The sequence below is a fragment of the Serratia marcescens subsp. marcescens ATCC 13880 genome, assembly GCF_017299535.1.
Lineage (GTDB): Bacteria > Pseudomonadota > Gammaproteobacteria > Enterobacterales > Enterobacteriaceae > Serratia > Serratia marcescens.
Window position 1 is genome coordinate 3,846,112 of record NZ_CP071238.1, and the last position, 19,199, is coordinate 3,865,310.

At 60.5% G+C, this 19,199-nt stretch carries 21 protein-coding genes; 2 read left to right on the top strand and 19 right to left on the bottom strand.

Annotated elements, in window-relative coordinates:
• Nucleotides 1–88: 88 nt before the first annotated feature.
• From ispG to trmJ, 16 genes are all read right to left on the bottom strand, one after another.
• The gene (ispG, locus tag J0F90_RS18375; RefSeq protein ID WP_016929756.1) at nt 89–1,210 is read right to left on the bottom strand and encodes a flavodoxin-dependent (E)-4-hydroxy-3-methylbut-2-enyl-diphosphate synthase; all 1,122 of its coding nucleotides are present in this window, start codon (nt 1,208–1,210) and stop codon (nt 89–91) included.
• Nucleotides 1,211–1,255: 45 nt separating this feature from the next.
• On the bottom strand, nt 1,256–2,227 hold the full coding sequence (gene rodZ / locus J0F90_RS18380) for a cytoskeleton protein RodZ (protein WP_033639621.1): 972 nt from the start codon (nt 2,225–2,227) through the stop codon (nt 1,256–1,258).
• Nucleotides 2,217–2,966, bottom strand: coding sequence for a type IV pilus biogenesis/stability protein PilW (pilW, locus tag J0F90_RS18385; RefSeq protein ID WP_028127503.1), 750 nt, complete (start codon nt 2,964–2,966; stop codon nt 2,217–2,219). The genes rodZ and pilW overlap by 11 nt, the downstream gene beginning before the upstream one ends.
• Nucleotides 2,967–3,065: 99 nt before the next feature.
• The gene (gene rlmN, locus J0F90_RS18390) at nt 3,066–4,262 is read right to left on the bottom strand and encodes a dual-specificity RNA methyltransferase RlmN (RefSeq protein WP_004941426.1); all 1,197 of its coding nucleotides are present in this window, start codon (nt 4,260–4,262) and stop codon (nt 3,066–3,068) included.
• 237 nt (nt 4,263–4,499) lie between these two features.
• Nucleotides 4,500–4,925 carry a nucleoside-diphosphate kinase gene (ndk, locus tag J0F90_RS18395; protein WP_004941424.1) on the bottom strand — a complete coding sequence of 142 codons (426 nt, stop codon included), beginning with the start codon at nt 4,923–4,925 and terminating at the stop codon, nt 4,500–4,502.
• Nucleotides 4,926–5,086: 161 nt separating this feature from the next.
• Entirely contained in the window at nt 5,087–5,917 is an 831-nt protein-coding gene (sseB, locus tag J0F90_RS18400; protein WP_033639620.1) for an enhanced serine sensitivity protein SseB, read from the bottom strand.
• Nucleotides 5,918–6,006: 89 nt separating this feature from the next.
• Nucleotides 6,007–7,302, bottom strand: coding sequence for an aminopeptidase PepB (pepB, locus tag J0F90_RS18405; protein ID WP_033639619.1), 1,296 nt, complete (start codon nt 7,300–7,302; stop codon nt 6,007–6,009).
• 83 nt (nt 7,303–7,385) lie between these two features.
• A complete protein-coding gene (iscX, locus tag J0F90_RS18410) occupies nt 7,386–7,586 on the bottom strand; it encodes a Fe-S cluster assembly protein IscX (RefSeq protein ID WP_033639618.1) in 201 nt (66 codons plus the stop codon).
• 32 nt (nt 7,587–7,618) lie between these two features.
• A complete protein-coding gene (gene fdx / locus J0F90_RS18415; protein WP_004941417.1) occupies nt 7,619–7,954 on the bottom strand; it encodes an ISC system 2Fe-2S type ferredoxin in 336 nt (111 codons plus the stop codon).
• A 2-nt stretch (nt 7,955–7,956) separates the two neighbouring features.
• Nucleotides 7,957–9,807 (bottom strand): Fe-S protein assembly chaperone HscA, encoded by a 1,851-nt coding sequence (gene hscA, locus J0F90_RS18420; protein ID WP_033639617.1) that lies wholly within the window; start codon nt 9,805–9,807, stop codon nt 7,957–7,959.
• A 32-nt stretch (nt 9,808–9,839) separates the two neighbouring features.
• On the bottom strand, nt 9,840–10,361 hold the full coding sequence (hscB, locus tag J0F90_RS18425; protein WP_033639616.1) for a co-chaperone HscB: 522 nt from the start codon (nt 10,359–10,361) through the stop codon (nt 9,840–9,842).
• 62 nt (nt 10,362–10,423) lie between these two features.
• Nucleotides 10,424–10,747 (bottom strand): iron-sulfur cluster assembly protein IscA, encoded by a 324-nt coding sequence (iscA, locus tag J0F90_RS18430; RefSeq protein ID WP_004941410.1) that lies wholly within the window; start codon nt 10,745–10,747, stop codon nt 10,424–10,426.
• Nucleotides 10,748–10,801: 54 nt separating this feature from the next.
• Nucleotides 10,802–11,188, bottom strand: coding sequence for a Fe-S cluster assembly scaffold IscU (gene iscU, locus J0F90_RS18435; protein ID WP_004941408.1), 387 nt, complete (start codon nt 11,186–11,188; stop codon nt 10,802–10,804).
• A gap of 24 nt (nt 11,189–11,212) precedes the next feature.
• Nucleotides 11,213–12,427 (bottom strand): cysteine desulfurase, encoded by a 1,215-nt coding sequence (gene iscS, locus J0F90_RS18440; RefSeq protein WP_016929764.1) that lies wholly within the window; start codon nt 12,425–12,427, stop codon nt 11,213–11,215.
• A gap of 54 nt (nt 12,428–12,481) precedes the next feature.
• Nucleotides 12,482–12,976 (bottom strand): Fe-S cluster assembly transcriptional regulator IscR, encoded by a 495-nt coding sequence (gene iscR, locus J0F90_RS18445; protein WP_004941404.1) that lies wholly within the window; start codon nt 12,974–12,976, stop codon nt 12,482–12,484.
• 193 nt (nt 12,977–13,169) lie between these two features.
• Nucleotides 13,170–13,904 (bottom strand): tRNA (cytosine(32)/uridine(32)-2'-O)-methyltransferase TrmJ, encoded by a 735-nt coding sequence (trmJ, locus tag J0F90_RS18450; protein ID WP_015378781.1) that lies wholly within the window; start codon nt 13,902–13,904, stop codon nt 13,170–13,172.
• Nucleotides 13,905–14,023: 119 nt separating this feature from the next.
• On the opposite strand from trmJ, the gene suhB reads away from it, so the two are divergent.
• Nucleotides 14,024–14,827, top strand: a complete 804-nt coding sequence (gene suhB, locus J0F90_RS18455) for an inositol-1-monophosphatase (protein ID WP_004941400.1) — start codon at nt 14,024–14,026, stop codon at nt 14,825–14,827.
• Between the two features lie 56 nt (nt 14,828–14,883).
• Here the strand turns inward: suhB and J0F90_RS18460 are convergent, their stop codons facing one another.
• A complete protein-coding gene (locus J0F90_RS18460) occupies nt 14,884–15,906 on the bottom strand; it encodes a nickel/cobalt transporter (protein ID WP_016929766.1) in 1,023 nt (340 codons plus the stop codon).
• A complete protein-coding gene (locus J0F90_RS18465; protein WP_042706722.1) occupies nt 15,897–16,532 on the bottom strand; it encodes a DUF1007 family protein in 636 nt (211 codons plus the stop codon). Before J0F90_RS18465 ends, J0F90_RS18460 begins: the two co-directional genes overlap by 10 nt.
• 182 nt (nt 16,533–16,714) lie before the next feature.
• Here J0F90_RS18465 and csiE point away from each other — a divergent pair, with 182 nt between their 5' ends.
• Nucleotides 16,715–17,980 (top strand): stationary phase inducible protein CsiE, encoded by a 1,266-nt coding sequence (gene csiE, locus J0F90_RS18470; protein ID WP_033639614.1) that lies wholly within the window; start codon nt 16,715–16,717, stop codon nt 17,978–17,980.
• Here the strand turns inward: csiE and J0F90_RS18475 are convergent, their stop codons facing one another.
• The gene (locus J0F90_RS18475) at nt 17,981–19,126 is read right to left on the bottom strand and encodes a 3-phenylpropionate MFS transporter (RefSeq protein ID WP_033639613.1); all 1,146 of its coding nucleotides are present in this window, start codon (nt 19,124–19,126) and stop codon (nt 17,981–17,983) included.
• Nucleotides 19,127–19,199: the final 73 nt, after the last annotated feature.

The window sequence follows — 19,199 nt, forward strand, 5'->3', positions numbered from 1 at the left end:
GCCGCCCGGTATTCAACGCGGATGCGGTTTTCCGCCCTTCAGGTGCATAAACAAGCGGGCCAACAGGCCCGCCGTGTAGCGATAACGCTTATTTTTCCAGCAGATTGACCGTGATACGGTTGCTTTCGTCCATCATCGCGGCCTTGGCGCGAATCTTCGCTTCCAGCTGGTCGATCATCTGTTCGTTGTCGAAACGCTCTTTCTGGCGCACGCCGTCTTCGTAGAAGCCGCTCTTCTTGTGGCCGCCGGTCACGCCCATGGTGGACACCAGCGCTTCGCCCGGGCCGTTCACCACGCAACCGATGATCGAGACGTCCATCGGCGTGATGATGTCTTCCAGGCGCTGCTCCAGCGCGTTCACCGTGCCGATCACGTCGAACTCCTGACGCGAGCAGGTCGGGCAGGCGATGAAGTTGATGCCGCGCGCGCGGATGCGCAACGACTTCAGGATGTCGAAACCGACCTTCACCTCTTCGACCGGATCCGCCGCCAGCGAGATGCGCAGGGTATCGCCGATGCCTTCAGACAGCAGCATGCCCAGGCCGATGGCCGATTTGACCGACCCGCTGCGCGCGCCGCCGGCTTCGGTGATGCCCAGGTGCAGCGGCTGATCGATGCGCGACGCCAGCAAGCGGTAGGATTGCACCGCCAGGAACACGTCCGACGCCTTGACGCTGACCTTAAACTGGTCGAAGTTGAGGCGATCGAGGATGTCCACATGGCGCATGGCGGATTCCAGCAGCGCTTCCGGCGTAGGTTCGCCGTACTTCTCCTGCAGGTCTTTCTCCAGCGAGCCGCCGTTGACGCCGATGCGAATCGGGATGTTCTTGTCGCGGGCGCAGTCCACCACCGATCGAATGCGCGATTCGTTGCCGATGTTGCCCGGGTTGATGCGCAGGCAGTCTACGCCATATTCGGCAACCTGCAGCGCGATGCGATAATCGAAGTGGATATCGGCGACCAGCGGCACGTTGACCTGCTGCTTGATCAGCTTGAACGCCTCGGCGGCGTCCATGGTAGGAACCGAAACGCGGACGATGTCGACGCCCACGCGCTCCAGCGCTTTGATCTGATTAACCGTTGCTTCAACATCGGTGGTACGGGTGTTGGTCATCGACTGCACGGCAATCGGCGCGCCATCACCAATAGGCACCTTGCCGACGTAAATGCGTGTAGATTTTCGACGGTTGATGGGCGCTTGGTTATGCATTACTTACTCTCCATTGCTGCTCTGACATCACGACCAGCCGCGCGATTACTGCGCGGCGACGGTCAGGCGAGCAACACGGTTTGACTTAACGAACCGGCTTAAATCAACCGGTTTACCCTGATACTGGATCTGAACTGCCGCCGGCGCGCCGATGGTCAGTTTATACGGCGCAGTGCCGGTCAGGTTCAGCTTGCCGCCTTGCTTCTGGGTGCCGCTGAACAGCGTTTTACCGCTCGCGTCGGTCACCTGCAGCCAGCAGTCGGCGGAGAAATCCATCACCAGCGCGTTCGGATCGGCCGCCGGCGCAGCCACGCCCGCATCGGCGGTCGGCAACGGCGCTTGTGCCGCCGGCGCGGTTTCCGGCAGGGTGGTCTGGCTTGGCGACACCACGGCAGGCTGCTGGGCCGCGCTCGGCGCCTGGGCGGTCGCCGCAGGCGCCTGAGCCGCTGCGCCGGTATCAGCCGGCGCGGCGCTGTTGTCGGTCAACGGCACGTTGGTGCCGGCGTCGGCATTGCCGTCGGTCAGCGGCACGGACTGCCCTTCGTTATTCTGTGAAAGCTGTGCCGAGGATTGATCGGCCATGGTGGCGATCTCTTCCTGCTGCGCCTTGTGGTTTTGCCACCACCAGGCGCCGGTCAGGCCGATCACCACGAACACGATAAGCCAGGTGAAGCTCATCAGCCAGCCGTCGCGTTTCTTGCGGCGCTTGCCCAGCGAGAAACTTTGCATCGGCGCCACTTTCGCCATCTTCAACGGCGCCTGCTTGGCCAACATCGGCAGCAGTTCGTCTTCCGGCAGATGCACCAGCTTGGCGTAGGAACGGATGTAGCCGCGCACGAAGGTGGACGCGAGGTCAGCGGACACGCTGTCTTCCTCGATATCGCGCACGGTGGACATTTTGAGACACAGGCGTTCTGCAACGGTCTGTTGGCTCAGCCCGAGTTGCTCACGGGCCTGACGCAGGCGCTGGCCCGTCGTCATGGATACGGTTTTATCTTGGGAGGCTTCAGTATTCATTAGCTAAGAACTGCTGGTACTGTTTGGATTGTGGAAAACTTCGCGCTAGCTGCTTGCCATAGCGTTGAACGCTATCCTGGCGGCCGGCTAACGCGGCGAAACGAATCTGTAACCATAAGCTGCTGGCGCTGGCCGGCAGAACATGCTGATAAACATCCAATAAAAGTTGCGACTGGGCGCGCTTCCCTTCTCCAAATTGCTTTTCGGCCTCCGCCAGCAGCGGAGCGCCTTTGTCCGGATCGACTTTCAGCGCGCGGCTCAACAGCGTGCGCGCTTCATCGTTTTGTCCGGCCTTGAGAAAACAGTAACCTGCGTTTTCCAGGCTGTCGGCGACCTGGCCATAATCGGGCGCCAGCGCCGCAGCGCTAAACTGCTGTTGCGCCGGTACATACTGCCCTAAACCGCAAAGAAACGCACCGTAATTATTCAAGACGGTGCCATTGCCCGGCGCAAGTTTGAGCGCTTGCCGATAACGCTGTTCGGCCGCGGCATTTTCACCGTTCCGCTGCGCGTAGAGCGCCATGCCCAACTGCGTGCGGTAATCCTGCGGGGCCGCGTCCAGCGCCTTTTCCAGGTTCTGGCGCGCGGCGTCCATGTCGCCTTGCTGCAGGTACTCCAGGCCCAGTTGCAACCGCGTCTGGCCCGCCTCAGAGACTTGCGCTTCCTTTTCCGGCGCTGAACCGGAACACCCGGCCAACAGTCCGGCCGCCAGCCACACACCCCACAGTTTCAGCTTCATGCCCGCATTCATTTCCTTATCGGCCGCCAGCTAACGCCCATTAGCGTGAATATTTCACATAACAGGCTGTTAGATAACAAAAAAATGGTGCTATAGGATTCAGACCGCCCGTACGTTGATAGGTTCCCCGGCCATTTTCTTTTTCAGGGTACGCTTGGTACGGTCGATCACTTCACCCGCCAGTTGCCCGCAGGCGGCGTCGATATCGTCACCGCGGGTTTTACGAACAATAGTCGTAAAGCCGTATTCCATCAACACCTTGGAGAAACGATCCACCCGGCTGTTGGAGCTGCGGCCGTACGGAGCGCCCGGGAACGGGTTCCATGGGATCAGGTTGATCTTGCACGGCGTGTCTTTCAGCACTTCCGCCAGCTGATGCGCGTCGTCGGTGCTGTCGTTGATATGATCCAGCATCACATACTCGACGGTGACGCGGCCCTGGTTGGCGTTGGATTTCTCCAGATAGCGACGCACCGCGGACAGGAAGGTCTCGATGTTGTATTTGCGGTTGATCGGCACGATCTCATCGCGGATGGTGTCGTTCGGCGCGTGCAGCGAGATCGCCAGCGCCACGTCGATCATGTCGCCCAGCTTATCCAGCGCCGGCACTACGCCGGAGGTAGACAGGGTCACGCGGCGTTTGGACAGGCCAAAGCCGAAGTCGTCCAGCATGATTTCCATCGCCGGCACCACGTTGTTCAGGTTGAGCAGCGGCTCGCCCATGCCCATCATCACCACGTTGGTGATCGGACGCTGGCCGGTCACCTTCAGCGCACCGATGATCTTCGCCGCGCGCCACACCTGGCCAATGATTTCCGACACGCGCAGGTTGCGGTTGAAGCCCTGCTGCGCCGTCGAACAGAATTTGCACTCCAGCGCGCAACCTACCTGCGAGGAGACGCACAGCGTCGCGCGGTCGGCTTCCGGGATGTACACGGTTTCGACCTGCTGATCGCCGACTTTAATCGCCCACTTGATGGTGCCGTCGGCCGAGCGCTGTTCTTCCGCCACTTCCGGCGCGCGGATTTCCGCCACGCGCTGCAGCTTGCCGCGCAGGACTTTGTTGATGTCGGTCATCTGCTCGAAATCGTCGCAGCAGTAGTGATAAATCCACTTCATCACCTGATCGGCGCGGAACGGTTTCTCGCCCATTTCGGCGAAGAACTCGCGCATTTGCTGGCGGTTCAGATCCAGCAGGTTGATTTTGGCCGCAGCCGGTTGCTCCACGTTAACGGAGGGGGTAGTCAGCGAATTATTTTCAGACACGGTGTGCTCGGACGTGATGGGTTCTAACATAATGATCTCTGGCCTCGTTATTACACGTTATGGCGCTAAAGAATGGACAGTAAGTTGTGCATTTCAGCCCGCGAGATTCGGGTGGCGGCACTAAAAACACGCCCCTGACAAGTCGTCTTATCAGGGGCGCGGCATTGTACAAATTTTAGTAGCGGGTTTCTATGGCTGAAAGGCATTCAGGGCATTTTTATTGTTTCAGCCGGTGAATGCCTGGCTATCAGCTCAGAAACGGCACGATTAACGTGCGCAGATTTCGCTTTCGTTGAAGAAGTAAGCGATTTCACGCTGTGCGGATTCAACGGAGTCGGAACCGTGAACGGCGTTAGCGGTGAAGCTGTCCGCGTAGTCGGCGCGCAGGGTGCCGGCCAGTGCGTTGTCCGGGTTGGTTGCGCCCATGATGTCGCGGTTGCGCTGCACGGCGTTTTCAGATTCCAGAACCTGCACCATGATTGGGCCAGAGGTCATGAACTCAACCAGACCGTCGAAGAATGGGCGGCCTTTGTGCTCAGCGTAGAAGCCTTCAGCTTGTTCGCGAGTCAGACGCAGCATTTTAGCGGCGATGATTTTGAAACCGGCGCGCTCGAAACGCGCGTAGATAGCGCCGATGTCGTTGTTGGCTACAGCGTTTGGTTTAACGATGGAAAAGGTACGTTCTACGGTCATGATGGCCTCTGTATGACTTCCAAAACAGGCCGGTCTGCAATGTTGCCGGCCTTCTCAAGTGGCGCAGATTATATGTGCGCCGTTAACGCTTGCCTACGGGAAAATCAACATTTCATTAAAAAAATATGATCTTCCTGCGGCATTTCCGACCACGCGCCGCGTTACTGGGTCTTGTCGGTGGACGGGATCAAATTGCGCAGCCAGCTGCCCCAGCGGCGCTGATAAAACGGCTGCGTATGGGCGATCAGATAGTGGCTGATGCCGCGCTCTTTCTCCGACACCAGACAGAAATCCACCGGTTCGTCGTTTGGCGCCGTTTCGCTGGCGACGCTGCCGGCCTCGTTGATCAACGCCTCGATCTCCGCCGGTTCTGCATCCACTTCCAGCCCGATCAGCAGATTCGGCTTCTCGTCCGCCGCCTGGTCGTGCATCAGCGCCAGAAACGCGCGGCGCACCGGTTTGCGCTGGCTGAACAGCGTGGTCAGCGCATCCACCATCGCCGACGGGTACTCTTCGGGCTGCCCCAACAGGATTTGGGTTTCTTTGTCGACGTAATGCTCAACCGGTTTGACGACGCCGCCGGTCGCCAGCAGCATCGCCACCTCTTCCGGGTAGAACTCTTTGCCGTACTCCGCCTTCGGGTTGAGGAACAGATCCGCGCCCTGGGTGATTTCGAACAGCACCCGCGCCGGCATGGCGATGAACGGCTGTTCGTCCTCAACGGCCTTCTGCAACGCTTCCAGCGAGGTGAAGAACGGAATGATGCTGCCGCCGTCCTGCTTTTCCCAATGCTGGATATTGACCGGCGTATCCGCGTTCAGCGTGATGTCGCCGTCCTGCTGCACCTGCTCGCTGTCGCCGAGGATCAGCACCGTGGCCTCGAGCAGTTCACGGAAGAACGCCGGACGGTGGGCCGGCTCCGTCACCGCCAGCTTCAGCAGGCGTTCAAGCTCGTTCTCGCTCGGGGCGGCATCGTGATGATGGGAACTCATGGCAAACTCCAGGGATCAAATAGCGAGGCCCAGCATGCTGGGCCCCGAAGATAATGCGCATTCTAGCGCCCGACGCGGCGGGCGTTCAATTATTTGGCTTTGCTCAGCAACAGATTGGCCAGGGTGCGCACGCCCAGCCCGGTCGCGCCGGCCGACCACTGCTCCACCGCGCCTTTGCGGTAAGTGGCGGAACAGTCGATGTGCAGCCAGCCCTGTTGGTAATTCTTGACGAAGTGCGACAGGAAGGCCGCCGCAGTGCTGGCGCCGGCGGTGTAGGCCGGGCCGGCCACGTTGTTCAATTCGGCGAAGTTGGATGGCAGCTGGCTGCGGTGGAACTCGGCCAGCGGCAGACGCCAGAACGGCTCTTGCTCGGCGGCGGCGCTGCTGAGCAGCTCTTGCGCCAGCGCATCGTCGAAGCTGAACAGGGCGTGATAGTCGTTGCCCACCGCGGTTTTGGCCGCGCCGGTCAGGGTCGCGCAGTCGATAATCAGCTGCGGATTCTGCTCAGAAGCGTCGATCAGGCCGTCGGCCAGCACCAGGCGCCCTTCCGCATCGGTGTTCATCACCTCAACGGTTTTGCCGTTGCGATAGCGAATGATATCACCCAGTTTGAAGGCGTTGCCGCTGACCATGTTGTCGGCGCAGCACAGGTACAGCTTCACGCGCTGCTTCAGGCCGCGCGCCGCCGCCAGCGCCAGCGCGCCGGTGATGGTCGCTGCGCCGCCCATGTCAGCCTTCATCGAATCCATAAAGGCGCTCTGTTTCAGGCTATAACCGCCGGTATCGAAGGTGATGCCCTTGCCGACCAGGCATGCGAACACCGGCGCATCCGGGTTGCCGGTCGGGTTGAAGTCCAGCGCCAGCAGCACCGGCGGGCGTTCGGAACCGCGGCCGACGGTGTGGATGCCGGCATAGTTCTGCTCGCGCAGATCTTCGCCCTTGGTGATGCGGTAGCTGACGGCATCGCAGCCGACGTCGCACATCAGATCGACGGCGCGGGTCGCCAATTGCTCCGGCCCCAGCTCTTCCGCCGGCATATTGATGGTGTCGCGCACCCAGTCAACGATCTTCAGGCGCTTATCCAGCTCCTGACGCGCGGCTTCCGGCAGATCGGCCCATTCGACGTTGCGCTGCCCTTTCGGCCCGCGGTAGCCCTGCCAAAACGCCCAGCTGTTTTCCAAATCCCAACCGTCGCCGGCCAGCTTGACGTTTTTGATGCCCTGGCCGTCAATTTTGCGGCCCGCGCGCTGGATCGCGCCCAGCTTGTCGGCGCCGGTCAGATGGATGGTCATCCCTTCGCCGTTGGTGCTCAGCAGCGCTTTCTCGCCCCAGCGGGCGTCGGCAGGTTGTTGCGACAGCATGACCTGCATGAATTCTGTTGTCATAGCCTTCTTACTCCGGATTATTCTTTTATTAATCTTGTCGGATACAAAATAAACGGGCCGCCTATGGCAGCCCGTTACGCTATTTACTCCGCTTCATCTAACCAGACCAGCAGGATCGCTTCCAGTACTTTTTCGTTGGAAGCCTGCGGATCGTCATCGAACTCTTCCAGATCGCAGATCCACTGATGCATGTCGGTAAAACGCACGGTTTTCGGATCGGTGTCCGGGTATTGGTCGTACAGGGCTTCGCCGATTTCACGGCTGTCGGTCCACTTCAGTCCCATTATGATCTCCTGGTTGGCGCCGCGGCTAACAATTAATGCTCACGCGCGTGGTTGACGGTGTAACGCGGCATTTCGACCACCAGATCTTCGTCGGCGACCAGCGCCTGGCAGCTCAGACGGCTTTCAGGCTCCAGCCCCCAGGCTTTGTCCAGCATGTCGTCTTCCAGCTCGCTGCTCTCTTCCAGCGAATCGAAACCTTCACGCACGATGCAGTGGCAGGTGGTGCAGGCGCAGGATTTCTCGCAGGCGTGCTCGATTTCAATGCCGTTGCGCAGCGCAACGTTGAGGATCGACTCCCCTTTTTCGGCTTCCAGAACCGCCCCTTCCGGGCACAGATCTTGATGGGGCAGGAAAACAATTTTAGGCATGGTTAAACCTCATCCACAGAATGGCCAGCCAGCGCGCGGCGAATGGAAGCGTCCATGCGGCGCGCGGCAAAATCTTGCGTTTGTGCATCTAATGTTTTGATGGCGTCTTCGATAGCGGCGGGATCTTCACCCTGCGCCGCCTGCTGCAACGCCTGGGTCGCGGCGGCGATCGCCTGGCTTTCCGCCTCGCTCAGCAGCGCGGCGTCGGTGGCCAGCGCGCCCTGCAGGCTTTCCAGCACCCGCGCGGCTTCCACGCGTTGCTCCGCCAGCTTGCGCGCGCCCACGTCGCTTTGCGCGTTGGCCATCGAATCCTTAATCATGCCGGCGATTTCGCTGTCCGACAGGCCGTACGACGGCTTGACCTGGATCGAGGCTTCCACGCCGGTGGATTTCTCCATCGCGGTGACGCTCAACAGGCCGTCGGCATCCACCTGGAAGGTGACGCGAATATGCGCGCCCCCGGCAGGCAGCGGCGGCAGGCCGCGCAGCGTGAAACGCGCCAGCGAACGGCAATCCTGCACCAGCTCGCGCTCGCCCTGCAGCACGTGGATCATCATTGCGCTCTGGCCGTCTTTAAAGGTGGTGAACTCCTGCGCGCGCGCCACCGGAATGGTGGTGTTGCGCGGGATCACTTTCTCCACCAGGCCACCCATGGTTTCGAGGCCCAGCGACAGCGGGATCACGTCCAGCAGCAGCATGTCGCTGTCCGGCTTGTTGCCCACCAGGATGTCGGCCTGGATCGCGGCGCCGATGGCGACCACTTTATCCGGATCGATCGACGTCAGCGGCGTGCGGCCGAAGAAGGCCCCCACCTGCTCACGCACCAGAGGCACGCGGGTGGAGCCGCCGACCATCACCGCTTCCAGCACCTCGTCGGCGGCGACGCCGGCGTCTTTCAGCGCGCGGCGGCAAGCCATCAGCGTACGTTTCACCAGCGGGGCGATCAGCGCTTCAAACTGGGCGCGGGTCACTTCGCCCTGCCAACCGGCCACCTCAACGCGCACGCTGTCGGCATCGCTTAATGCGATTTTGGCGGCGATGGCGGCATCCAGCAGTTGGCGCTGCACGCCGTGATCGCTGCGATCGGCCACGCCGGCCTGCTCACGCAGCCAGTCGGCCAACAGATGATCGAAATCGTCACCGCCCAGCGCGGAATCGCCGCCGGTGGCCAGCACTTCGAACACGCCGCGGCTGAGGCGCAGAATGGAGATATCAAAGGTGCCGCCGCCCAGATCGTAAACCGCGATCACCCCTTCCTGGCCGGAATCCAGCCCGTAGGCGATCGCCGCAGCGGTCGGTTCGTTCAGCAGGCGCAGGACATGCAGGCCGGCCAGACGCGCCGCGTCTTTGGTGCCCTGGCGCTGCGCGTCGTCGAAGTAAGCGGGAACGGTGATCACGACGCCATCCAGCTCGCCTTCCAGCGCCGCTTGCGCGCGCGCGGACAGAGCCCGCAGGATGTCGGCGGAAACGCCGACCGGGTTAACCGGGCCGGCGGCGGTGACGATCAGCGGCAGGCCGTTGTCGCTGGCTTGGAATTGGTACGGCAGGTTCGGGTAACGTTGCTGCACGTCCGCCAACGAGCGGCCCATCATGCGTTTGATGGAGCTGACGGTATTGGCCGGATCCTGCGCCGCCTGTTGGTGCGCCTCCCAGCCGACGCGCTGCGCGTCCGCCTGATAATGCACCACCGAAGGCAGCAAATGGCGCCCCTGATCGTCGGCCAGCGTTTCCGCTTGCCCGCTGCGCACCGTGGCGACCAGCGAGTTGGTGGTGCCTAAGTCGATGCCGGCGGCCAGACGTCGCTGGTGCGGCGCGGCGCTGAGGCCAGGCTCACTAATTTGTAATAAGGCCATGTTGAAGCTTCCACAATCAGAATCAGAAGGTGTTACTCAAAACCCAGCAGTTTTTCTTCGAGTTGTTCAACCTGTTGCTGGAGTTTGTCCAAAAAGCGCAGCTTGCGCACGGTGTCGGCGGCATCCGCCCACTGTTCACTGTCCAACTGCTGCAGCATCAGCGCGCTGCGCTGCTTGAGGGAGGTGGCCAGCCGCGCGCCGAAATCGGCCAGCAGGCTTTCCGCATCCGGTTTGCGCTCAATGGCGTCAAGCTCTTCACGCAGCTCCAGCTGTTCCATCAGAAACGCGGTGTCGCGCATCGTATGCTGTTCGTTGCCCAGATCGAAGCCGTGCAAAGATAGCATATACTCCGCGCGTTTTAACGGGTGCTTCAGCGCCTGGTAGGCTTCATTGATGGTCGCCGCCTGCTGCAACGCCATCAGGCGTTCGCGCTCCGGCTGGTTGGCGAAACGATCGGGGTGGAATTGGCGCTGCAGATCCTGGAAGCGGGACGCAAGCAGGCTGCCGTCCACGGTGTAGCGAACTGGCAGCCCGAATAAAGTAAAGTAATCCATAGCGTGCTCTGGGCGTTAGCGGATGAAGTTCCCCCGCCGAAACGGGGGAGCACGATGGACTGTCAGACGTTGAAACTCTCGCCGCAGCCGCACTCGCTTGAGACGTTCGGGTTGTTGAACTTGAAGCCTTCGTTCAGGCCTTCCTTAACGAAATCAAGCTCGGTGCCGTCAAGGTAGACCAGGCTCTTGCCGTCGATGATCACCTTGATGCCTTTGTCTTCAAATACGATGTCGTCATCGTTGGCTTCGTCAACAAATTCCAGCACGTACGCCATCCCAGAACAGCCGGAAGTTCGCACTCCCAGACGCAGGCCGAGACCTTTGCCGCGGTTCGTCAAAAACGCCTGAACACGCTGCGCAGCGCTGTCGCTCATGGTAATAGACATCACAACCTCACACTTCACATCAAAGCCCGGCGCGGCCGGGCCGACTCAGACAAATTACTTGGCGCTATGCTTGCTCTTATAGTCGGCAATCGCTGCTTTGATGGCGTCTTCAGCCAGGATCGAGCAGTGAATTTTGACCGGCGGCAATTCCAGCTCTTCGGCGATCTGGGTGTTTTTGATCGCTTCAGCCTGATCGAGCGACTTGCCTTTCATCCATTCGGTCACCAGCGAGCTGGAGGCGATGGCGGAACCGCAGCCGTAAGTTTTAAAGCGCGCGTCTTCGATGATGCCTTCATCGTTAACCTTGATTTGCAGCTTCATGACGTCGCCACAAGCCGGCGCCCCTACCATGCCGCTGCCGACGGTTGGATCTTCGTTGTCGAAAGAACCCACGTTGCGCGGGTTTTCATAATGATCGATTACTTTTTCGCTGTAAGCCATGACCTTGCTCCTGAAACCTGAGAATTAATGATGCGCCCATTCGATGCTGTTGATGTCCACGCCCTGCTTGAACATCTCCCACAGTGGGGACAGATCGCGCAGACGGCCGATGGATTTACGCACCAGTTGAATGGTGTAGTCGATCTCTTCTTCCGTGGTGAAACGCCCCAGGGAGAAACGGATCGAGCTGTGCGCCAATTCATCGCTCATGCCCAGCGCGCGCAGCACGTAGGACGGCTCGAGGCTGGCGGAGGTACAGGCTGAACCGGAAGAAACGGCCAGGTCTTTCAGCGCCATGATCAGCGACTCGCCTTCAACGTAGTTGAAGCTGACGTTCAGGATGTTCGGTGCGCCGTGCTCCAGATCGCCGTTCAGATACACTTCTTCCATATCTTTCACGCCGTTCCACAGACGGTCACGCAGGGTGCGCAGACGCGCCATCTCTTCGGTCATCTCTTCTTTGGCGATGCGATAAGCTTCGCCCATGCCGACGATCTGGTGGACAGGCAGGGTGCCGGAACGCATGCCGCGCTCGTGACCGCCGCCGTGTACCTGCGCTTCGATGCGGATGCGCGGCTTGCGACGCACGTACAGCGCGCCGATGCCTTTCGGGCCATAGATTTTGTGGCCGGAGAACGACATCAGGTCGACTTTCAGCTTGCTCAGATCGATAGGCAGTTTGCCCACGCTCTGGGTGGCGTCAACGTGGTAGATGATACCGCGCGCACGGCACATTTCGCCGATCGCTTCGATGTCCTGCACCACGCCGATTTCGTTGTTGACGTGCATGATGGAGACCAGGATGGTGTCATCGCGCAGCGCCGCTTCGAGATCCTGCAGGCTGATGATGCCGTTGCTCTGCGGCGCCAGGTAGGTGACTTCAAACCCTTCGCGCTCCAGCTGACGGCAGGTGTCGAGCACGGCTTTGTGTTCGGTTTTGCTGGTGATGATGTGCTTGCCTTTTTTCTGGTAGAAATTGGCAGCGCCTTTGATCGCCAGGTTGTCGGATTCGGTCGCCCCGGAGGTGAAGACGATTTCGCGCGGGTCGGCGCCCACCAGTTCGGCGATTTGGTTACGGGCGATGTCTACCGCCTCTTCCGCCTGCCAACCGAAACGGTGGGAACGGGAAGCCGGGTTGCCGAAAGTGCCGTCCAGGGTCAAAAACTGCATCATCTTCTCAGCAACGCGCGGGTCAACCGGCGTCGTTGCTGAGTAATCCAGATAAATCGGTAATTTCATTGCTCTTGTGCTCCGTACATCACTTCCAAAAACTAAAATAATTTCGCCAGCTGCTTATGCGCGCAGATTAACGTTGATAGTTTCTTGCGGACGGCCGTTGGCCGTGCGGCGCGTATCGTTGTTTTGACGATCCGCCACCACCAGCACTTCCTGGTTGTTGACCAGTTCTGCCAGCGTAATGTTGTTCAGGAACCCGCTGATGCGCTCGCTCAGATCGCGCCACAGGGCGTGGGTCAAGCAGCGATCGCCGCCCTGACAGCCTTCTTTGCCCTGGCAACGGGTTGCATCTACCGATTCATCGACGGCAGTGATGACAGCGCCAACGGCGATCTCACCCGCGTCTTTACCCAGCAGATAACCACCGCCCGGGCCACGCACGCTGGCCACCAGGCCATTCTTGCGCAGACGGGAGAATAATTGTTCCAGATAAGAGAGCGAAATACCCTGGCGTTCGGAAATGTCCGCCAGTGGCACCGGCCCTTCCTGGGAATGCAGCGCTACGTCGAGCATAGCGGTTACGGCATAACGGCCTTTGGATGTCAGTCTCATAGCTCAATGGTTACCTGTTGGTCAAATATGGCCGAAAGTCTGACATTCCTGAGTAAAACAGTCAACTATTTAACCCAGTAATTAACTCAAGTATTAGCACGTTTTGAACTTAGCAAGAACAAAGGTATATAAAATACATGTTATAACCTTTGGATAACTAATACTATTGTCACCCACCGTTATGCCACATCAATTAATTACCTTGATGTTTATCCTGTTTCTCGATCGACGTCAGCATGCCGCGCAGGATATTCAGCTCCTGCCCTTCCGGGCGCGCGCGGGTGAACAGCCGACGCAGGCGGTTCATCACCTGGCCCGGATGCGACGGGCGAATGAAACCGGTGCGCTGCAGCGTCTGCTCCAGATGCTGATAGAAACGCTCGAGGTCGTCCACCAGCGGATACGGCGTCTCTTCCAACTGCGGCGCGCCCGCCTGTTGGCGATCGAGGTAAGCCACGCGCACTTCGTACGCCAGGATCTGCACCGCCATCGCCAGGTTCAGCGAGCTGTAGTCCGGGTTGGCCGGAATGGCGACGTGGTAGTGGCACTTTTGCAATTCATCGTTGGTCAGCCCGACGCGTTCGCGGCCGAACACCAGCGCCACCGGCGCGTGCTCGCCCTCGTGCACCGCGCGCACGCCGCATTCGCGCGGCTCCAGCATCGGCCACGGCAAGGTGCGAGAACGTGCGCTGGTGCCCACCACCAGGCTGCAGCCGGCGATGGCGTCATCGAGGGTATCGACGATAGTGGCGTTGCCGATCACGTCGCTGGCGCCGGCGGCCAGGGCGATGGCCTGAGAATCGGGTTTGATCAGCGGATTAACCAGATAAAGGTTGGTTAAACCCATGGTTTTCATGGCTCTGGCGGTCGAGCCCATGTTACCGGTATGTGAAGTCTCTACCAGAACAATGCGGATATTGTGCAGCATACAAACTCTGAGCGTGGCGGAAAATCGCAGCATCTTAACACAGCCGTAGGCAATTTGCCGAACAGCTGCTATACTTCGCGCCGTTTCCTGTTCTTTAACATCCTAGTTGGAAGATACCCATGCATCCGATGCTGACTATCGCCGTGCGCGCTGCGCGCAAGGCCGGTAACCTGATTGCCAAAAACTACGAAACCCCGGACGCTGTAGAAGCGAGCCAGAAAGGGACCAATGACTTCGTCACCAACGTCGATCGCGATGCAGAGCATCTGATCATCGACGTCATCCGCAAGTCTTATCCGCAACACAGTATCGTGAGCGAAGAACGCGGTGAGCTGATCGGCGAAGATCGCGATGTGCAATGGGTGATCGATCCACTGGATGGCACTGCAAACTTCATCAAACGTTTCCCTCATTTCTCCGTTTCCATCGCCGTACGCATCAAAGGCCGTACCGAAGTGGCCGTGGTTTACGATCCGATGCGCAACGAACTGTTCACCGCCACGCGCGGCCAGGGCGCACAGCTCAACGGTTACCGTCTGCGCGGCACCAACGCCAAAGATCTGGATGGCACCATCCTGGCGACTGGCTTCCCGTTTAAAGTCAAACAGCACGCCACGCCTTACATCAATATCGTCGGCAAGCTGTTCACCCAGTGCGCGGACTTCCGCCGCACCGGTTCCGCTGCGCTGGATCTGGCCTATGTCGCCGCCGGCCGCGTGGACGGTTTCTTCGAAATCGGCCTGAAGCCGTGGGACTTCGCCGCAGGCGAACTGCTGGTGCGTGAAGCCGGCGGCCTGGTCACCGACTTCGTCGGCGGCCACAATCACTTCAGTTCCGGCAACGTGGTCGCAGGCAACCCGCGCGTGGTGAAAGCCATGCTGGCCACCATGCGTGAAGAACTGAGCGAAGCGCTGAAGCGTTAATCGCCAGAAGCGAATCGAAAAAAAGCGCTGCCGATGCAGCGCTTTTTTTATGCCCGTTAGCGGGAGAAGGGGCGGATGCCGCCGCCGAATTCCGGCTGCGCGCTGACGTACAGCAACAGCCCGGCGGCCAACAGGATCAGACCGCCGGCCAGCGCCAGCGCTCCCCAGGCCACCGCGCTCCAGGCAGCGGGCGCGCGCGAACGGCTGAGGCGCACCGCCAGCCGGCGGCTGTAATGCACCAGCAGCGCCAGCATGGAGATGGTCAACGAGGTGCCGAACGCCATCGCCAGCGCGGAGATCACTCCCCAGCCGAACACGCCGATCACCTTGGAAAACAGCAACACCAAAATCGCTCCCGAACAGGGACGCATGCCCATCGCCAGCACGATGGCGGCCTGAGTGCGCCAATCGCTTCCCGCCTGCAGCTCGCTGTCGCTCGGCAGATGCCGGTGGCCGCAGCCGCAATTGGCGCTGTGCACATGATCCGCCGCCAGCGGCGTCAGGCTGTTGATGCGCAGCGCCGGCGCCGGGCGCATCGCCTTGATCGCCGCAAACAGGCGTTTCAGCGCGCGCCAACTCAGCAGCACGCCAAGCAGCATCACCAGGATAAAACTGCCCTTCTCCAGCCAGAAACTGCTTTGATGCAGTTGGCGCGAAGAGAGCTGTAACACCACCAGCATCAACGTGACCAGCGCGATCGCCACCCCGCCCTGCACCAGTGAAGCGGCGAAGGTCAGCTTCAGGCTGCTTTTCAGCCGCGCCGGATGGGTGGCCAGATAGGTGGCGATCACCACTTTGCCGTGGCCGGGGCCGAGCGCATGCAAGACGCCATAGCCGAGGCTGAACAGCATCAGCGCCAGCCCGGCCTGCTGCGGCGCGGCCTTCACCTGCTGCAATAGCCCCGCCATCTGCTGGTGCAGCGCTTTTTGCCATACCACGCTCTGCATCAGCAGCTGCGGCCAATAGTGCCACGCCAGCAGCGCGGCGGCCGCCAGCGCCAGCGTAAACGGCAGCAGCGGCCACAGGCCGAAGGCCCAGTGGCGCCGGCTCGTCGTCGGTTGCGAGAGATTCAGCGACATTGCAGCGTCACCCGCTGGGCGAACTGCTGCCCCAGCGCCAGGTCTTCACCGGGCGAGTCGTTCTTGTCGAGCGACAGCGCATAGGCCTGCAGCGACGCATTCGGCTGCGGCGTCATCAGCTTGTAGCTGCACTGCTGCGCCATCTGCGGCGGCAAATGCAGCGCATTTTGATCTTTATAGGTCATATCCACGAAATAAGTCGGATCGTAAGTAGAAAGTTCGAACGGCTTGCCCGCCAGCGGCTGCGGTTCGGCCAACGGCAGCACGAACTCCAGCACCGCCTGGTTGCCCTGGCGCGACAGGTGATATTCGCTGGGCAAGTTCAGGTATTTCACCGGCTTGCCGTCGCGGTAAAGATCGGTGAAATAGTGCTGCCCCAGCACATTGGCCATCACTTCCGCCGCCAGCTTTTTCCATACTTCCGAATCGCTCTTGGCGTTTTTCGCATCGTAGAGCAGATCCGCCGAGGTGATTTCATCCATCACCCACACCATTTTCAGGCCGACCAGCCGCTGGTCCTTGGCGACAAAGGTGGTGTTCATGTCGATAAAGCTGTGCGGATGCGCGATTGCACCGGCGCTGAACACGGCGCCGAAAGCAGCCAAAAGACGACGTAACTTCATCATTATCCTGTCTTACCTGCATTTGTTATAACGTAACACAAATAACTGCCGAACGGCCCGCCTCTCCCGGCGATATTTGTGACGAAAGTTGTAAGCCGAAGTAAAAGCCGCGCTGTCATCCTGACGTTACAAAGCCTTTTGCTATGCTTAGGCATAATCGCAACCTTTTATGCCGGAAGGTGATAATGAGCCTGGACACCTCTCCCGTGCCCGCGCTCTCCGGACAACAACGGCGCTGCCATCTGCTGCTGATGCTGTACACGCCGGAGCCCGAGTTACAGCTGGAGACCCTAAGCCGAATCAACGGCGTCGCCCCCCCGATAACCCGGCAAGATATAGCCGAGGTAGCCAGTGAAATCCAGCGTTTCCATCACCTGGAGATCGCCGTCGATCCCGACCATGGCTACCAACTGCGGGGCAGCGCGCTTGACCAACGCCTGTGCCTGATCCATTGGCTGCGGCGGGCGCTGCGCTGCAGCCCGCTGTTTGTCGAAAGCGACTTCGCCCCGCGCCTGAGGCAAGCGCTGGCGGCCGATGCCGTCCCGACGTCTGCGCTGGCGGAGGCGATCGACGCCTGCGGGCCGCTGCTTAACCGCCACTTCGACGCGCGCGACCGCCAATTTCTGCAGCATTACCTGCTCTACTGCGCCTGGCAAAATCGCCTGCAGCAGCATCCGCGTTTCGACGCCGTTCAACGCGACTGGCTGCGGCAAAAGCCGGAGCAGCAAGCCGCCGCCTGGCTGCATCAGGCCTGCAACCGGCTGTTTAACCAGCCGCCGCAGGCAGACGAGCGCGATTTTTTGGCGCTGACCTTCACCCTGTTGAAAAATCACAGCTACCACAGCAATGACTCGGCGCAAGAGCAGCGGTTGATGACGGCGATCGACAGCATGGTCGAGCGTTTCCAGCAGCTTTCCGACATGGCCTTCAGCAACAAGGCGGAGCTGGTCAGCCAGCTGTTCGCCCACCTGGCGCCGGCGCTGGAGCGCTGCCGTTTCGCCATCGGCATCGACAATATGCTGTTGGAAGACGTGGTGCGCAAATACCCGCGGCTGATGCGCACCACGCAGGAAGCGCTGAAACCGCTGGAACAGGAGTACGGCGTGCATTTTTCCAACGAGGAGGCGGGCCTGGTGGCCATCAGCTTCGGCGCCTGGCTGATGCAGGACAACGCGCTGCAGGAAAAACAGGTGCTGTTGCTGACGCTGGACAACCCGCAGCTGGAAGAGGAGGTGGAATATCAGATCCGCGAGCTCACGCTGTTGCCGCTGAACATCAAGTACTTACCGCTGAGCGACTATCTGCGCGGCGGAGCGCCGCAGGGCGTCATGCTGGTGATCACTCCTTATGCGGCGGTGCACAACGAGCCGCACCCGCCGCTGATCTATACCGAACTGCCGCTGGAAAACCGGCAGCGCCAGGCCATCCGCGCGCTGCTGGAAGCGCCTTAATCAACGGCTGACGCTGACCGCCGGCGGCCGGATGAACAAGGCCGGCACCGCGACCGCCGCCATCACCCAGAATACCCCGCCCTGCCAATGTTCGAACAGGAACCCGGCAATGACCGTCATAACGGCGATGCCGCCGCCCATCGCCAGCGCCGAATACACCGCCTGCAGCCGGATCACCTCTTGCCCCTGACGCGCGGCGATAAAGCGCATCGCCGCCAGATGGCAGACGGTGAAGGTGCCGCAGTGCAGGATCTGGATCAGCAGCAGCCAACCCAGCTCGGTGCTGTAGGCCATCAGGCTCCAGCGCAGCACGCCGCAGCAGGCGGAAAGCAGCAGCAGGTTGCGCGCATTCCAGCGGCGGAACAGCACGTTGCTGCTGGCGAAAATAATCACCTCCGCCACCACGCCAAGCGACCACAGATAGCCGATGGTCGAGGCCGAATAGCCCGCCTCCTGCCAGTAAATGGAGCCGAAGCTGTAGTAGCCGGCGTGCGCGCCCTGCAGCAGCGTGACGCACAGCAGGAAGCGCCAGACCGGCCCCTCTTTCAGCAGCGCCCACAGCGAACGCTCGGCCCCGCCGTGCGTGCGCGCTTCGCCCTGCGGCATGACGCTCGGCTTCAGCAACATGCCCAGCAGCATCGCCAGCACGCTGAAGATCAGGCTGTAGAGAATGGCGTTATGGCCCCACACCGCCACCAATTGCCCGGTCAGCGCCGAGCCGATGACGAACGCCAGCGAGCCCCACAACCGCACCCGGCCATAGTCCATGCGGATCTGCTTTTGCCAGGTGGCGGCCAGCGCGTCGGTCAGCGGCACCAGCGGCGAGAAGAACAGGTTGAACCCCGCTATCACCAGCATCAGCCAGCCCCAACCGTTGCCGAAACAGAAGCCAACCGCGAAGGCCAGGGTCAGCAGCGCCAGCAGGCGCAGGGCGGAGACCAGATGAGAGGGATCTTTAACGCGGGGAGCAATCAGTAAACTGCCGAGGAAGCGGGCCACCAAACCGGCGCCGAGCAATATGCCGATGGTTTCGGGCGCGATGCCCTCGCCTTTCAGCCACACGCCCCAGAACGGTAAGAAGATGCCATAGGAAAAGAAGTAGGTGAAATAACTGAGCGCGAGCCAACGCGTGGATTGCAGAACCATGATCCCTCCGGAGTGAGGGCAATACTTTGACAGAGCTCACACCGGCCCGCAATCTTCATTCCACTTCAATGCG

Excerpts from the sequence above, each read along its gene's own strand:
- J0F90_RS18475 (WP_033639613.1), bottom strand. The coding sequence starts at position 19,126 with ATGGTTCTGCAATCCACGCGTTGGCTCGCGCTCAGTTATTTCACCTAC.
- sseB (WP_033639620.1), bottom strand. The coding sequence starts at position 5,917 with ATGAGTTCCCATCATCACGATGCCGCCCCGAGCGAGAACGAGCTTGAA.
- csiE (WP_033639614.1), top strand. The coding sequence starts at position 16,715 with ATGAGCCTGGACACCTCTCCCGTGCCCGCGCTCTCCGGACAACAACGG.
- ispG (WP_016929756.1), bottom strand. The coding sequence starts at position 1,210 with ATGCATAACCAAGCGCCCATCAACCGTCGAAAATCTACACGCATTTAC.
- iscU (WP_004941408.1), bottom strand. The coding sequence starts at position 11,188 with ATGGCTTACAGCGAAAAAGTAATCGATCATTATGAAAACCCGCGCAAC.
- iscS (WP_016929764.1), bottom strand. The coding sequence starts at position 12,427 with ATGAAATTACCGATTTATCTGGATTACTCAGCAACGACGCCGGTTGAC.
- iscA (WP_004941410.1), bottom strand. The coding sequence starts at position 10,747 with ATGTCTATTACCATGAGCGACAGCGCTGCGCAGCGTGTTCAGGCGTTT.
- rlmN (WP_004941426.1), bottom strand. The coding sequence starts at position 4,262 with ATGTTAGAACCCATCACGTCCGAGCACACCGTGTCTGAAAATAATTCG.
- hscB (WP_033639616.1), bottom strand. The coding sequence starts at position 10,361 with ATGGATTACTTTACTTTATTCGGGCTGCCAGTTCGCTACACCGTGGAC.
- rodZ (WP_033639621.1), bottom strand. The coding sequence starts at position 2,227 with ATGAATACTGAAGCCTCCCAAGATAAAACCGTATCCATGACGACGGGC.
- pilW (WP_028127503.1), bottom strand. The coding sequence starts at position 2,966 with ATGAAGCTGAAACTGTGGGGTGTGTGGCTGGCGGCCGGACTGTTGGCC.
- ndk (WP_004941424.1), bottom strand. The coding sequence starts at position 4,925 with ATGACCGTAGAACGTACCTTTTCCATCGTTAAACCAAACGCTGTAGCC.
- trmJ (WP_015378781.1), bottom strand. The coding sequence starts at position 13,904 with ATGCTGCACAATATCCGCATTGTTCTGGTAGAGACTTCACATACCGGT.
- iscR (WP_004941404.1), bottom strand. The coding sequence starts at position 12,976 with ATGAGACTGACATCCAAAGGCCGTTATGCCGTAACCGCTATGCTCGAC.
- hscA (WP_033639617.1), bottom strand. The coding sequence starts at position 9,807 with ATGGCCTTATTACAAATTAGTGAGCCTGGCCTCAGCGCCGCGCCGCAC.
- pepB (WP_033639619.1), bottom strand. The coding sequence starts at position 7,302 with ATGACAACAGAATTCATGCAGGTCATGCTGTCGCAACAACCTGCCGAC.
- J0F90_RS18460 (WP_016929766.1), bottom strand. The coding sequence starts at position 15,906 with ATGTCGCTGAATCTCTCGCAACCGACGACGAGCCGGCGCCACTGGGCC.
- suhB (WP_004941400.1), top strand. The coding sequence starts at position 14,024 with ATGCATCCGATGCTGACTATCGCCGTGCGCGCTGCGCGCAAGGCCGGT.
- iscX (WP_033639618.1), bottom strand. The coding sequence starts at position 7,586 with ATGGGACTGAAGTGGACCGACAGCCGTGAAATCGGCGAAGCCCTGTAC.
- J0F90_RS18465 (WP_042706722.1), bottom strand. The coding sequence starts at position 16,532 with ATGATGAAGTTACGTCGTCTTTTGGCTGCTTTCGGCGCCGTGTTCAGC.
- fdx (WP_004941417.1), bottom strand. The coding sequence starts at position 7,954 with ATGCCTAAAATTGTTTTCCTGCCCCATCAAGATCTGTGCCCGGAAGGG.